Genomic DNA, 13,176 nt, shown 5'->3' with positions numbered 1-13,176 from the left:
GGGGTGGCGGCGCATACCGCACTGGAGCAACTGTTTGCGGGGGAGGTGCCAGCCTTCATGCAGCAAGAAGCCCCGACTCAGCCAACCGGTGCTGAATAGTTACAATCACTTTTGCGCTGGCGTCGTCAGGGGCGACGCTTGGGCATTGCCGTGCTGTTCGTGCTGGTCGGTACGGGCTTGTGGGAGTATCAAGGGCGCCAGCACCAGCAAGCTTATACCTGGATGGGCGTACCCACCTGGGAAACATTGCACCCTACCAGCCTGCACCGTGTACTGCGTAACGATGGCTTTTTAGTGGGATGGTCGGATGTACGGGTGGGGGCCTTGTGGGTCAGCTACCAGGTAGAGGCCGTGCCTGAGGATATGCGTATTGGCCCCAGGCCCAATTTCCAGCCAGACTGGCGCATGCTGTGGCCGGTGAGTACCGATAGCTATTCCGGCAGTGGCTACGACAGAGGACATCTGGCGCCCAACTACGCCATTGCTGCCGTGCATGGGCGCAGCGCGCAGGTGGACACGTTCTTGATGAGCAACATGCTTCCCCAGCGGCCGAATCTGAATCGCCAGCTCTGGCAGCGGCTCGAAGCCTCCGTCATGGATCACTTTGCGCCGCGTTTCGATCGCTTGCAGGTGATTACCGGGCCGGTCTACCCCGAGCGCTTCATGGATAACGTCTTCAACCGCGTGGGGTGGGTGGAAATACCCGAAGCCTTTTACAAGATCATCGTGGCACCCCATGATGAGGCGCCCCTGGCGCTGGCCTTCATCATGCCCCAGGACGTGCAGGGCAATGAGCCGCTGAACGACTACCTGGTGACCATCGATGAGATCGAAGCCCGCACCGGGCTGAATTTTTTCCCGAATCTCTCACCTCAGCTTGAAGCCGTGCTGGAAGGCGAGCTGCGCACCCAGGGGTGGGCGCTGGAGGAGGTATCTCGTCGCCCAGGCAGGTTCCAGTAGTACGGTACGCTGCATGCTGGCAGGCCAAGGCGTTGCCCTGGCCTGCCGCTTGAGCGCAGACACGGCAATGCTCGAACGGCATTGGCTCGATGCGTATGAGATAAACAGGCAGAAGAGAAGGCAGGCAGAAGAAAAATAGTGGGGAAGAAAAAGTATCAGAGCAAAAGGGTATCAGAGAATAGAAGCATACAGATGAGGGTTTGCCAAAAGAGAGCGACTGATGAGGGACAGCAAACAGATAGAAACACATTAGATGGGATAATACGAAAGCAAGAGCGATACGGGGGCATCGATGGTGCCCAGGAGAGGACTTGAACCTCCACGACCGTACGGTCACTAGCACCTGAAGCTAGCGCGTCTACCAATTCCGCCACCTGGGCGTATCGACTCTTTCACTGCTGTACTGCTTTCACAATATATTCAGCCATTACGTCGGTGTTCGCATGGTGCCCAGGAGAGGACTTGAACCTCCACGACCATACGGTCACTAGCACCTGAAGCTAGCGCGTCTACCAATTCCGCCACCTGGGCGAACACGAACGTACTGCCTTTCTTTCACTGCTTTACTTGCCGCCGCACCGTGCTGATTCATGAAAGGGGATAACATGAAACAGTTGGTGCCCAGAAGAGGACTTGAACCTCCACGACCATACGGTCACTAGCACCTGAAGCTAGCGCGTCTACCAATTCCGCCATCTGGGCAAGTGGCGCGTATGATACCGAGGCTGTGGCTAAATGCAAGCCCCTGGGTGATTTTTTTAATGTAAAAAACCGGGGTTTGCAGCCCCAAGTGGTTGGGTGATTGAACGGGCGGCGCTATACTGCGCCCATGACCAAACAAAACATGACTTATTTCAACTCATCGTTAGTTGAACACGACGCCCTTCGAGGCGCACATGCCTTTCGCCCGCAGTGCACGCTGCCCGCGCTTTTTGTTCGCCTCCCGCAACCGTTATCAAGGATGTTGATCGCATGAAGTACTGGACGTTGAGTGATGATCCGCACGCCGAGCGCGAGGCGAAGAATTACGATAACCCGGCTCCTAGCCGTGAATACCTGTTGGCTGCCCTGGAAAGCTATGGCAAGCCGATCACCCATGAAAACATGAGCCGCATGTTGGGCATCGAAGACGAAGACCATCTGGAAGCGGTGCGTCGGCGTATGGCGGCCATGGAGCGCGACGGCCAGGTGCTGCGCGACCGCCGAGGCGCCTATGCACTGATCGACAAGCTCGACCTGATCAAGGGCAAGGTGCTGGGCCATCGGGATGGGTTTGGCTTCGTGCTGCGTGATGACGGCAAGAAGCCGGACCTGCTGCTGCCGCCCCGTCAGATGCGTCGCGTCTTCCACGGTGACCACGTATTGGTACGCGTCAGTGGGCGAGACCGTCGCGGTCGAGAGGAAGCCACGATTGCCGAAGTGATTGCCCGTAATACCGAGACCATGGTGGGCGTATACCGCAGCAATACGCCGGAATTCGGGATTCTCATTCCCGAAAACCCGCGGATTACCCAGGAAGTGATCATCCCGCACACCGTTAGTGGTGGTGCCAAGGATGGTCAGGTGATCTCAGCCAGGATCGTCCAGCAGCCTGCCACTCGGGTTCAGCCAGTGGGTGAAGTGATCGAAGTGCTGGGGGAGCGTATGGACCCCGGCATGGAAATCGACATCGCCATCCGCAGCTACGACATTCCCGCCGAGTTTCCGCCGGAGGTAGTGGATCAGATCAGCGAAATCTCCGCTGAAGTGCTGGAAGCCGACAAGCAGCACCGCGTCGATCTGCGCGACCTGCCGCTGGTGACCATCGACGACGAGTCCGCCAAGGATTTCGACGATGCGGTGTGTGCCTGGAAGACCAAGTCCGGTAGCTGGAAGCTGGTCGTCGCGATTGCCGACGTTTCTCATTATGTGCGCCCTGGTACCGCGCTGGATGACGAAGCGCGCACCCGCGGCAACTCGGTCTACTTCCCGGGGCAAGTGGTGCCCATGCTGCCCGAGCTGCTTTCCAACGGTCTTTGTTCATTGAATCCGCACGTCGACCGGCTGGTGATGGTGTGCGAAATGAACATTTCCAGGACCGGTGCCATCAGCCGCTACTCCTTCTATGAAGCCGTGATGAATTCCCATGCCCGACTCACCTATAACAAGGTGGCGGCCATGCTGGACGGCGAGAGTGAAGAAGGGGAGGCGCTGCGTCGGGAGCACGCCGAGCTGGTCAAGCCGCTCAAGAACCTGCATGAGCTGTACGGCCTGCTGCGCGCTGCTCGGGAAGAGCGTGGGGCAATCGACTTCGATACCACGGAAACGGCGATCATCTTCAATGAAGAGCGCAAGATCGAGAAGATCGTGCCGCGTAGCCGTAACGATGCCCACAAGCTGATCGAGGAGTGCATGCTGGCCGCCAACGTGGCGACGGCGCGTTTCCTCGACAAGCACGACCTGCCGGCGCTGTATCGTATCCACGAGCGCCCGACCCCTGAGCGGCTCGACAAGCTTCGCCTGTTCCTGAGTGAGCTGGGGCTTTCGGTGGGCGGCGGCGACGAGCCGACGCCTCAGGATTACCAGGCACTGCGGGAAGCGATTGCCGACCGCCCGGATGCCGACATCATCCAGACCGTGATGCTGCGCTCGATGAATCAGGCGGTCTATTCGCCGCAGAACGAGGGGCACTTCGGCCTTGCTTACCAGGCCTACGCCCATTTCACGTCGCCCATTCGGCGTTATCCTGACCTGCTGGTGCATCGGGCCATTCGCTCGGTGATTCGCGGGCCGCGCCAGACCGCCACCGTGGTGCGGGTAGAGGGTGCGCCGGTGGATCCGCCGAGCAAGTGGTGCCCCTATACCTTCGAGCAGATGCTGGAGCTGGGCGAACACTGCTCCATGACCGAGCGGCGGGCCGATGAAGCCACCCGTGACGTGGAGAGCTGGCTCAAGTGCGAGTTCATGTCGGACAAGCTGGGCGAAACCTTTGAGGGCACCATCGCCTCGGTGACCCAGTTCGGGCTCTTCGTGCGTCTCGATGACTTCTTTGTGGAAGGGCTGGTGCACGTCACGTCACTGCCTTCCGACTACTACCACTACGAAGCCGAGAAGCATCGTCTCAAGGGTGAGCGCACCGGCACCACCTATCGCCTGGGCGATGGCCTGACCGTGCAAGTGGCGCGGGTGGACATGGATGATCGCAAGATCGACTTCGGTCTTGCCGATGACAAGCCGCGCCCGCAGCGTCAGCCGCGCAAGCGTCGTAGTGACGGCTCGGGTGCAAAGGGCGCTGGGGCAAAGGCGGCAGCCGGTGAGCAGCCCGCCCGTCGCGGCCCGCGCCGTACGCGCAGTGGCTCACGTAAACCATCTCCGAAAAAGGGTTGAGCATGAAATCGGCGTCGTCTCGACGTGGCCCTCGCCCGGCTACGCGCACTTCTGTCCGTACGCCCGATGGGCTGGATCACGTCTATGGTGTGCATGCCCTGGAAAGCCTGCTGGCACGGGGCGAGTCGCCCAAGGAGCTGTGGGTGCAGCAGGGCGCAGGCCAGCGTTTGCAAACGCTGGTGGCCGATGCCCGAGCCAGTGGTGCGGCGGTCAAGGAGCAGTCGCGTGACGTGCTCGACCAGTTGACCCAAGGGGCGGCGCATCAGGGGGTGGTTGCCTTCTGTGCCCCCTTGATGGCAGAAGGAGAGGAGTCTTTGTGGCTCAAGCTCCGCGCCTGGCCGTCGGATACGCCTCCTTTGCTGCTGGTGCTGGATGGCGTCACCGACGTGCATAACTTTGGCGCGTGCCTGCGCAGTGCCGATGCCTCGGGTGCCCATGGAGTGATCGTGGCCAAGGACAAGGCGGCGCCGCTCAACGCCACGGTCAGAAAAGTCGCCTGTGGTGCCGCAGAGGTGGTGCCGGTCTATCAGGTCACCAATCTGGCGCGCACGCTGGCCAGGCTCAAGGAAGAGGGCGTGTGGATCACCGGCACCGCCGGTGAGGCACAGGCCAGCGTATTCGATATCGACTTCACCGGCCCGACCGCGCTGGTGATGGGTGCCGAAGGCAAGGGGTTGCGCCGGTTGACGCGGGAAGCGTGTGATCATCTGGCCAAGCTGCCCATGGCGGGGCAGGTATCTAGCCTGAATGTCTCGGTGGCTGCCGGTATCTGTCTGTTTGAAGCGGTGCGTCAGCGGCAGCTTGCAAGTTAGCCTCCGTCCCACTAGAATGCTTGCGCCCGTTTATACATAAGCGGGCGTTCGTATTGGTAACCCCACTACGACACTGGTTTTATCTGCTTGATGTTCTTTTCAGCCATACGTGGCTTGCCAAGGGCATTTCAGTCAACTCCTTGCTTCCCAGTCGCTGTCAGAGCATATGCTTCGGCACACTCAGGAAGCTGCCAAACCGCAAGGAGATTCCATGCGTCATTATGAAATCGTGTTCATGGTCCACCCGGATCAGAGCGAGCAAGTACCGGCAATGGTCGAGCGCTACACCAGCATCGTCACCGAAAGCGGCGGTACTGTGCATCGTCTGGAAGATTGGGGCCGTCGTCACCTGGCTTACCCGATCAACAAGATCCACAAAGCCCACTACGTGCTGATGAACGTTGAGTGCACCGGCGAGACTCTCGAAGAAATCGAGAACATCTTCCGCTTCAACGACGCCATCATCCGCAGCCTGGTTGTGCGCTGCAAGGAAGCCGTTACCGAAGCTTCTCCGATGATGAAGCCGGCAGAAGAAAAGCGTCCGCGTCGCGAAGAAAAGCCGCGCGCTGAAGCTGAAGAAACTGCCTGATTCTATCCACTGCACGTTTTAAGGAGCTAGTCCATGGCACGTTTTTTCCGTCGCCGCAAGTTTTGCCGCTTCACTGCTGAAGGCGTCAAGCAGATCGACTACAAAGATCTCGACACGCTGAAGGCTTACATCACGGAAACCGGCAAGATCGTTCCGAGCCGTATCACCGGCACCAAAGCACGCTATCAGCGTCAGCTGGCGACCGCTATCAAGCGTTCACGCTACCTGGCACTGCTGCCCTACTCCGATAGCCATCAGTAAGCGTTTAACGTGATGCTGGCACTGGCAAGATGGCTGATGCGCGGAACGCCCTATGCCGTAGGCGGGGCGGCCCTGGCATCGCTGGTGCCCTGGCTGTTTTGGCTAGGCGCTGCCATTGCCGCACTGGTGACCTTGCGCAAGGGGTTCGCTCCTGCGCTGCCGGTCATCATCGCCGCTGCTCTGCCTGCCGGTTTCTGGTGGGCACAAGGTGATGTGATACCACTGGCCAGCGTTCTGCTGGTCACGCTGATGTCCGTCATCCTGCGCGAGCGGATGCGCTGGAGCGAAGCCTTGATCGTGGGCACATTGGCTGCCGCGGTCATGGTTCAGCTGGGCATTTTCAGCCCGCCAGGGGGAACGCAGCTCATGCTGGAGCAGCTGCGGGAGAGCTCTACCGAGATCGACCGCATGCTCACCGAGTTTGCCAACCAGGGCGTCGATACGACGGCCTTGGCTGCCATGGTCATCGGTGGTGTGACGGGCTTGGTCGTGTTGCTGGCCGCCATTATCTGCCTGGCGCTGGCCCGCAGCTGGCAAGCCGGGCTGTACAACCCCGGTGGCTTTCGCGAAGAGTTTCATGCGTTGCGCCTGAACCCCCGTGAACTTGTCGTTCTGGTGGTGCTGGGAGTGGCAGGCATGGCGCTTGGTGCGCAGGCACTGGCGATGCTGTGTTGGGTTCCGCTGCTGATTGCCGGTATTGCGTTGGTGCATGGTTTTATTGGAATAAAGGGGATGAACGGGCTGTGGCTGGTGGCATTTTATGTGCTGCTGATCACGACCTGGCCCACGATTCTCATTGTGCTGCTGTTGGGGCTGATCGATACATTTGCGAACGTTCGCGCACGCCTTGCCCGCAGCAACTGACAAGAGGTTTACGAGATGGAAGTCATTCTGCTCGACAAGATTGGTAAGCTGGGCGGCCTGGGTGACAAGGTCACTGTCAAGCCTGGTTATGGTCGTAACTACCTGGTGCCTTACGGCTTAGCCGTACCGGCCACCAAGGACAACATCGAAGCGTTCGAAGCGCAGCGTGCCGAGCTCGAAGCGCAAGCCGCTGAGCGTAAGGCAGAAGCCCAGGCGCGTGCCGAGCAACTCAACGACATCGAACTGTCGTTGGTGTCCAAGGCAGGCGACGAAGGCAAGCTGTTCGGCTCTATCGGTCCTCGTGACCTGGCCGACGCGATCTCCTCTGCTGGAATCGACGTCGCCAAGAGCGAAGTACGCATGCCGCAAGGCCCGATTCGTCAAACTGGCGAATACGACATCGACCTCCACCTGCATGCAGAAGTGGACGCCGTTGTACGCGTGGTCGTTGTCGCCGAGTAATCATACTCGCCAACGCTGACGCCTCAAAGGGCGCGGGTTCTCCCGCGCCCTTTGTCTTTTTAGGTACTTTGTCTTTATAGGTACTTTGTCTTTTTAGGCCCTGGGGCTCTTTTGGCAAGGGGCGACACAGCAGGCTTATAAAGCCCTCCCTTTACGTGGGGGCCAGTGGTGTTATCCGAGCCGCACGGCTAAGATAAGCGCCGTTGGCTATCGGGTAATTGTTAAGGAGCTCGCAATGCAGGACCAGCCTTCTGCTGATCAGGAAACGGCAGCGTTAAAACTGCCACCGCATTCATTGGAAGCGGAGCAGTCGGTGTTAGGCGGGCTCATGCTGGACAACCAGGCGTGGGACAACGTCTCCGAGCGTCTGGTGGCCGACGATTTTTACCGCTATGAACACCGGCTGGTGTTCAATGTGATGACACATCTGGCCGAATCGGGCCAGCCGCTGGACGTCGTGACCCTTTCCGAGGCGCTGGAAGCCCGTGACCAGCTGGATACGGTGGGCGGGCTGAGTTTTCTGGCCGAGCTGGCGCGCAACACACCTTCGGCCAGCAACATACGCGCCTATGCCGATATTGTCCGTGAGCGTGCCACGCTGCGTAAGCTCATTCGGGCGGCCAACCAGATTGCCGAAGGGGCTTTTTCGCCTCAGGGCAGGCCCGCCGACGAGCTGCTCAACGAGGCCGAGCGGCTGGTGTTCCAGATTGCCGAAGAGCGGCCCAAGACCGGTGGCCCCATTGGCATGAGTGACCTGCTCACCAAGGCCGTGGATCGGATCGATGAGCTGTTCAACCTGAAAGGGGAAATGACCGGCCTTTCCACCGGCTTTCGTGATCTGGATGAGATGACTTCGGGCCTGCAGCCTTCCGATCTGGTCATCATTGCCGGGCGGCCCTCGATGGGCAAGACCACCTTCGCCATGAACCTGGTCGAGCATGCGGTCATTTCCAGTGACAAGCCGGTAATGGTGTTTTCCATGGAGATGCCCGCCGAATCGCTGATGCTGCGTGTGCTCTCGTCATTGGGACGTATCGATCAGACCCGCGTGCGTTCGGGTCAGTTGGAAGACGAAGATTGGCCGCGGCTGACCTCGGCGGTGAACCTGCTGAAAGACAAGCAGCTGTTCATCGATGACACGGCAGCCTTGTCACCCAATGAGATGCGCTCACGGCTACGTCGGGTGGTGCGTGAGCACGGCAATATCGCCTTGATCATGATCGACTATCTGCAGTTGATGCAGATTCCTGGCTTTAACGAAAACCGCACGGGCGAGATCTCGGAAATTTCGCGTTCGCTGAAAGGCCTGGCCAAGGAGTTCCAGTGCCCGGTGGTGGCGCTTTCCCAGCTGAACCGCTCGCTGGAGCAGCGTCCCAACAAGCGTCCAGTCATGTCGGACCTTCGCGAATCGGGCGCGATCGAGCAGGATGCAGACGTCATTGCCTTCGTGTATCGCGACGAAGTGTATAACCGCGATAACCCGGACAACCAGGGCCTGGCCGAGTTGATCATTGGTAAACAGCGTAATGGTCCCATCGGGACGGTACACATGGCCTTCATAGGCAAATACACGCGCTTCGAAGACCTGGCGCCGGATAGTTACGGTGAAGCCTTCGGCGATTGACTTGAGGCTGAGAGGGGAGCACGTATAATGCGCTCCCCGTTGGCTGAGTCGTCTGGGTAACCCTCACTGGAAGGGCGGGATGAGAAGCGTGGGTCAATCGCATTGGTAGATAGACAGGAGTAACGCATGGCAGGTGGTTTTAGGCGCGGTAACCGTAAGCGGCTTCCCAAGCTGGAAGGTCGGGGTGAGCTCCAGTCGTTAGAGCGTGAAGGTCCCTTCAAAGAGTGGTTGGGCATGCCCGATCTCTATCGCTACCACCTGGTAGTGGAAGGGGAGCAGTACAGCTACCAAACAGAAGATGCGGAATTACCTGTCACCATTGGCGACAAGGTCGTGTTCCGTTACAAGGAAACCAAAGGGGGCAACTGGATCGATCGCAACTCGCTTGGCAAGGCCATCGACCCCTCGGAATATCAGTAATACGACACACATCTTGACGTTTCGGTCAGGAACTCTTTTCTGTTATTGCCCTCTTAGGGGGATAGTGCCAAGGTAATACTATTGTCATGGGGCAAAGGCATGCTCTGCTCCATGGCGATGACCAATAACAGGAGGGAACCATGGAACTTAAAGAGCTTAAACAGTTCGTCGAACGTCATGACAATTTTGAAATCCGGGTAATCACGCATTCGGGCAGCCGTTTCTATCAGGTCGAGCTCGAAGACGTCGAGGGTGAGCGTCATATGCTGACCCAACGTGGCAAGCCTATGCTGTTTCGAGCGCTGGACGATGTGTACCTCGAACTCAAGCGGGCCGGTATCCACCGGGCTTACCTCGTTCAGCACGTGCCTCAGGATGAAGTCATTGGTCGCGACGCCCACTACAGCGCGCCGCTGACCTCGCGTATGCCGCTGGTATTCTGACGCCCAGGCATCACTGATTGCGCGAGCGTGACCCGCATTTTTCCCACCATTGGCCCAGCCGAATTCGGCGACGGGCAAAGAACCGATAGCCTGCATCCATGACGGCGCGCAGGCCAGGCAAGCAAGACAGTCTTACCAGCCGCCTGTAGCCCAACACGGCATACAGGGCCCGGCTGGCATCCATCCCGACATACCAATTTCCCTGCTGATCCTGAAGATGCAGTTGCCCCATCATGGCTTCGAAGCTGAGCCCCAATGCGCCGGGGTCGAAATCCTCGTGCTGAATATCGACCAGACGAATGCGCTGCTGGTGTCGGTGTTTGGCCAGCCAGGCCACTTCGACGCGACAAAAGGGGCAGTGTCCATCGTGGTAGAGCGTGACCGGTGGTTCGGTATGCAGCGTGGCGAAACGGCTCATGAGGAGCGCTCCTCGTGGGTGTATCCCTGGGTGTGAACGGCTTGCCCGTAATCGGCGGCAGTGGGGAGCGATGCCAGGAACTGCTCTGCCTGCTGGCGCATGGCGTCGCGTTTTTCCTCTTTCATGCGTGCCAGCGAGCCGTAGATCAGTTTCATGCGTGGATTCCGATTGAGCTGTTCGGCATGGGTCTCCAGAAAATGCCAGTAGAGACTGTTGAGCGGACAGGCCTTGGGGCCGGTGACCTGCTTGGGGGAGTAGCGACAGTGCTGGCAGTGGTCGGACATCTTGTCGATGTATTTGCCGGAAGCGCAATAGGGCTTGGAGCCCATCAAGCCGCCGTCCGCGTGCAGCACCATACCCAAGGTGTTGGGTAGCTCGACCCACTCGCAGGCGTCGGCGTAAACGGCCAGGTACCAGTCGCACAGCGCCTCTGGCTTGACCCCGCAGAGCAGGGCGAAGTTGCCCGTGACCATCAGGCGCTGAATATGATGCGCGTAGCTGTGGTCGATGGTCATCTGGATGGCGCGTTGCAGGCAGCGCATGTCGGTCTTCGCATCCCAGTAGAAGGCGGGCAAGTCGCGCTGAAAACCCAGCTGGTTCTCACGTTTGTAATCCGGCATGCGCGTCCAGTAGAGGCCGCGCACGTACTCACGCCACCCGAGAATCTGCCGTATGAACCCTTCCACGGCGTTGATCGGTGCCTTGCCTGCCTGATATTGCGCAGCCGCTTCTTCGCATACTTCGAAGGGCGTGAGCAGGCCAATGTTCATGGCAGCAGAGAGGCGCGAGTGGTACAGGTAGGGTGACTGGTCGCTGATGGCATCCTGATAGCGGCCAAAGTCGGCCAGCCCGTGGGTGATGAAGTGCTTCAGGTCTACCAGTGCTTGACGTCGGGTGACCGGCAAGTTGAAGGTCTCGATCTCGCCCATGTGCTCGGGGAACCACTCGGCGGCATTGGCCAGCGCTTCCTTAGTGATTTCATCCTGCCCGTGCATGGGCAGTTGGGGGAAGCTCAGCCCAGGCTGTAAGGGTTCTCTGTTATCGTGGTCGAAATTCCACTGTCCGCCCATGGGGGCGTCGCCTTCCATCAGTAGCCTGGTACGTTTACGCTGTTCCCGGTAGAAGTATTCGAGGCGGATTTGCTTACGCCCCTTGGCCCATTGGGCAAAGTCGTCTGGGGTGGTGAAGAAGCGGTCGTCTTCCAGGATTTTCCAGGGCAGTGAAGCGGCCTGACGCTGCTGCATGGCGTTCCACAGCCGCCACTCGCCGGGGCGCGTCACACGAATTTCATCGCACTGGTACTGTCTTGCCAGCCGCTCGGCTTCATTGATCAATGATTGGGTGTTATCCGCATCGTCCATGCGGCTGTAATGAACGTTGAAGCCTTGGTCGCGCAGTTGTTGGGCAAAATGTCGCATGGCGGCCAGAAAGAGGCCGATCTTGTGTATATGGTGAGGGACGTAGCGTGCTTCTTCAGCGACCTCACAGAACGCCACTACTGCGCCTTCAGGGGCCTGGCGAAGTGTCGGAAGCGACGGGCTAAGCTGGTCGCCCAGAATGAGTAGCAAAGGCTTGGACATGGGTTGGCCTACAGTTATACAAATTATGTTGATAGTATAACTTTATCCCGCGTCTTTGCTGAAAAGTGATAAGATTTAGACCATTGTGAATGATCGACAGCCCCCAGGAGTAAGTGAGATGGCCGACAGCGTTGTAAAGGATCAACCAGGTGAAGGGCGCTTGGCCCACGCGCCAAGCAGTCATCCTCCGGTTGCCCCCGCTAAGGTGGGCGTGGTGCTGGCCAATCTGGGGACTCCCGATGCGACTGACTACTGGTCCATGCGGCGCTATCTCAACGAATTCCTGTCGGATAAGCGGGTCGTGGACTATGCGGGTTGGAAATGGCAGCCGCTGCTGCAGCTCATCATTCTGACCAAGCGCCCCTTTACGTCGGGCCATGCCTACAAAAGCATCTGGAACACCGAAAAAGACGAGAGCCCGTTGCTGACCATTACCCGTGCACAAACGGAAAAGATGACCGCCCGGCTGAAAGCGCTGTATGGCGACAGTGTCGAGGTCGATTTCTGCATGCGCTATGGCAACCCTTCCACGGAAAGCGTGCTGAATCGCATGAAAGAGAAGGGCTGCGAACGCATCGTATTCTTCCCCCTCTACCCGCAGTACGGCTCGCCCACCACGGCTACTGCCAACGATCAGGCCTTTCGCACGCTGATGAAGATGAAGTGGCAGCCCTACCTGCGTACGGTGCCGGCCTACTTTGAACATCCGGCTTACATCCAGGCGCTGGCCAACTCGGTGCAAGAGGCGTACGACGGCTTTGAAAGCCGTCCCACCAAGCTCGTGGCCAGCTACCACGGTGTGCCGGAACGCTATCTGATGGAAGGCGACCCCTACCACTGCCAGTGCCAGAAAACCACGCGCTTGATGCGTGAGCGTCTGGGGTTGAGCAAGGAGGAGGTCGATACCGCCTTCCAGTCACAGTTTGGCCCGGAAAAGTGGGTAGGCCCGCAAACCGTGGACCATGTGGCCGAGCTGGCCAGGCAGGGCCACAAGCACATTGCCATTCTGTCACCTGCCTTCTCCTCCGACTGTGTGGAAACCCTCGAAGAGATCAAGGAGGAAATTCACGACAGCTTCATGGAGGCCGGTGGCGAGACGTTCAGCTATATTCCTTGCCTGAATGATCGCGATGACCATATCGATGCCCTGTTGGCCGTGGTCAACAATGAGCTGTTGGGCTGGTTGCCCGTGCCCGCTCAGTAAGATTTCTGCTCGCGCTGACGCCGCTTTGGCCACTGGCCGAGCGGCTTTTTTATGCCAGCGAGGTGTCTGGAGTTTTTCGAAGGGCTGGTATAAGGTTTGTGCATATAAAATCACATTTATTCAACGTTTAAGCGGCACATGTCGTACCATGCGCCGCTCACGGGAATAGTTTG

Annotated in this window: 13 protein-coding genes and 3 tRNA genes; 11 read left to right on the top strand and 5 right to left on the bottom strand. The window is 58.8% G+C overall.

All coding sequences use genetic code 11. The features are described from left to right. Nucleotides 1-111: 111 nt before the first annotated feature. Nucleotides 112-960 (top strand): DNA/RNA non-specific endonuclease, encoded by an 849-nt coding sequence (locus IE091_RS15630; protein WP_039181985.1) that lies wholly within the window; start codon nucleotides 112-114, stop codon nucleotides 958-960. A 293-nt stretch (nucleotides 961-1,253) separates the two neighbouring features. On the opposite strand, the gene IE091_RS15625 is transcribed toward IE091_RS15630, so the two are convergent. The 3 genes from IE091_RS15625 to IE091_RS15615 all read right to left on the bottom strand — a co-directional run bounded on the left by IE091_RS15625 (nucleotide 1,254) and on the right by IE091_RS15615 (nucleotide 1,662). Next, a tRNA-Leu gene (locus IE091_RS15625) sits at nucleotides 1,254-1,340 on the bottom strand. A gap of 64 nt (nucleotides 1,341-1,404) precedes the next feature. Beyond that, nucleotides 1,405-1,491 (bottom strand) — tRNA-Leu (locus tag IE091_RS15620). A gap of 84 nt (nucleotides 1,492-1,575) precedes the next feature. Further along, nucleotides 1,576-1,662 (bottom strand) — tRNA-Leu (locus IE091_RS15615). A 270-nt stretch (nucleotides 1,663-1,932) separates the two neighbouring features. Here IE091_RS15615 and rnr point away from each other — a divergent pair. The 9 genes from rnr to IE091_RS15570 all read left to right on the top strand — a co-directional run bounded on the left by rnr (nucleotide 1,933) and on the right by IE091_RS15570 (nucleotide 9,801). Next, entirely contained in the window at nucleotides 1,933-4,326 is a 2,394-nt protein-coding gene (gene rnr, locus IE091_RS15610) for a ribonuclease R (protein WP_100731287.1), read from the top strand. Between the two features lie 2 nt (nucleotides 4,327-4,328). Beyond that, a complete protein-coding gene (gene rlmB / locus IE091_RS15605) occupies nucleotides 4,329-5,138 on the top strand; it encodes a 23S rRNA (guanosine(2251)-2'-O)-methyltransferase RlmB (protein ID WP_081192232.1) in 810 nt (269 codons plus the stop codon). Nucleotides 5,139-5,349: 211 nt separating this feature from the next. Next, nucleotides 5,350-5,727 (top strand): 30S ribosomal protein S6, encoded by a 378-nt coding sequence (rpsF, locus tag IE091_RS15600; RefSeq protein ID WP_016916554.1) that lies wholly within the window; start codon nucleotides 5,350-5,352, stop codon nucleotides 5,725-5,727. Between the two features lie 33 nt (nucleotides 5,728-5,760). Next, a complete protein-coding gene (gene rpsR / locus IE091_RS15595) occupies nucleotides 5,761-5,988 on the top strand; it encodes a 30S ribosomal protein S18 (RefSeq protein ID WP_009097135.1) in 228 nt (75 codons plus the stop codon). A gap of 12 nt (nucleotides 5,989-6,000) precedes the next feature. Then, the gene (locus IE091_RS15590) at nucleotides 6,001-6,852 is read left to right on the top strand and encodes a hypothetical protein (RefSeq protein ID WP_039181996.1); all 852 of its coding nucleotides are present in this window, start codon (nucleotides 6,001-6,003) and stop codon (nucleotides 6,850-6,852) included. A 15-nt stretch (nucleotides 6,853-6,867) separates the two neighbouring features. Then, nucleotides 6,868-7,314 carry a 50S ribosomal protein L9 gene (rplI, locus tag IE091_RS15585; RefSeq protein ID WP_016916556.1) on the top strand — a complete coding sequence of 149 codons (447 nt, stop codon included), beginning with the start codon at nucleotides 6,868-6,870 and terminating at the stop codon, nucleotides 7,312-7,314. Between the two features lie 235 nt (nucleotides 7,315-7,549). Beyond that, nucleotides 7,550-8,938 carry a replicative DNA helicase gene (gene dnaB, locus IE091_RS15580; RefSeq protein ID WP_039182000.1) on the top strand — a complete coding sequence of 463 codons (1,389 nt, stop codon included), beginning with the start codon at nucleotides 7,550-7,552 and terminating at the stop codon, nucleotides 8,936-8,938. 126 nt (nucleotides 8,939-9,064) lie between these two features. Continuing rightward, nucleotides 9,065-9,358, top strand: coding sequence for a hypothetical protein (locus tag IE091_RS15575; protein ID WP_039182003.1), 294 nt, complete (start codon nucleotides 9,065-9,067; stop codon nucleotides 9,356-9,358). A 140-nt stretch (nucleotides 9,359-9,498) separates the two neighbouring features. Then, entirely contained in the window at nucleotides 9,499-9,801 is a 303-nt protein-coding gene (locus IE091_RS15570; RefSeq protein ID WP_039182006.1) for a DUF6482 family protein, read from the top strand. Nucleotides 9,802-9,811: 10 nt separating this feature from the next. On the opposite strand, the gene IE091_RS15565 is transcribed toward IE091_RS15570, so the two are convergent. Beyond that, complete coding sequence (locus tag IE091_RS15565; RefSeq protein WP_189464061.1) at nucleotides 9,812-10,219, bottom strand: thiol-disulfide oxidoreductase DCC family protein; 408 nt, start codon at nucleotides 10,217-10,219, stop codon at nucleotides 9,812-9,814. Beyond that, nucleotides 10,216-11,799, bottom strand: a complete 1,584-nt coding sequence (locus IE091_RS15560; protein ID WP_189464060.1) for a cryptochrome/photolyase family protein — start codon at nucleotides 11,797-11,799, stop codon at nucleotides 10,216-10,218. Before IE091_RS15560 ends, IE091_RS15565 begins: the two co-directional genes overlap by 4 nt. Before the next feature lie 118 nt (nucleotides 11,800-11,917). Between IE091_RS15560 and hemH the strand changes: the two genes are divergently transcribed. After that, nucleotides 11,918-13,003: a ferrochelatase gene (gene hemH, locus IE091_RS15555; protein ID WP_096921228.1), complete on the top strand. Its 1,086-nt coding sequence runs from the start codon at nucleotides 11,918-11,920 to the stop codon at nucleotides 13,001-13,003. The last annotated feature ends 173 nt before the right edge of the window (nucleotides 13,004-13,176 follow it).

It is taken from the genome of Vreelandella hamiltonii (assembly GCF_014651775.1).
Taxonomy (GTDB): Bacteria; Pseudomonadota; Gammaproteobacteria; order Pseudomonadales; family Halomonadaceae; genus Vreelandella; species Vreelandella hamiltonii.
This window is presented reverse-complemented; position numbering and strand designations above follow the sequence as displayed.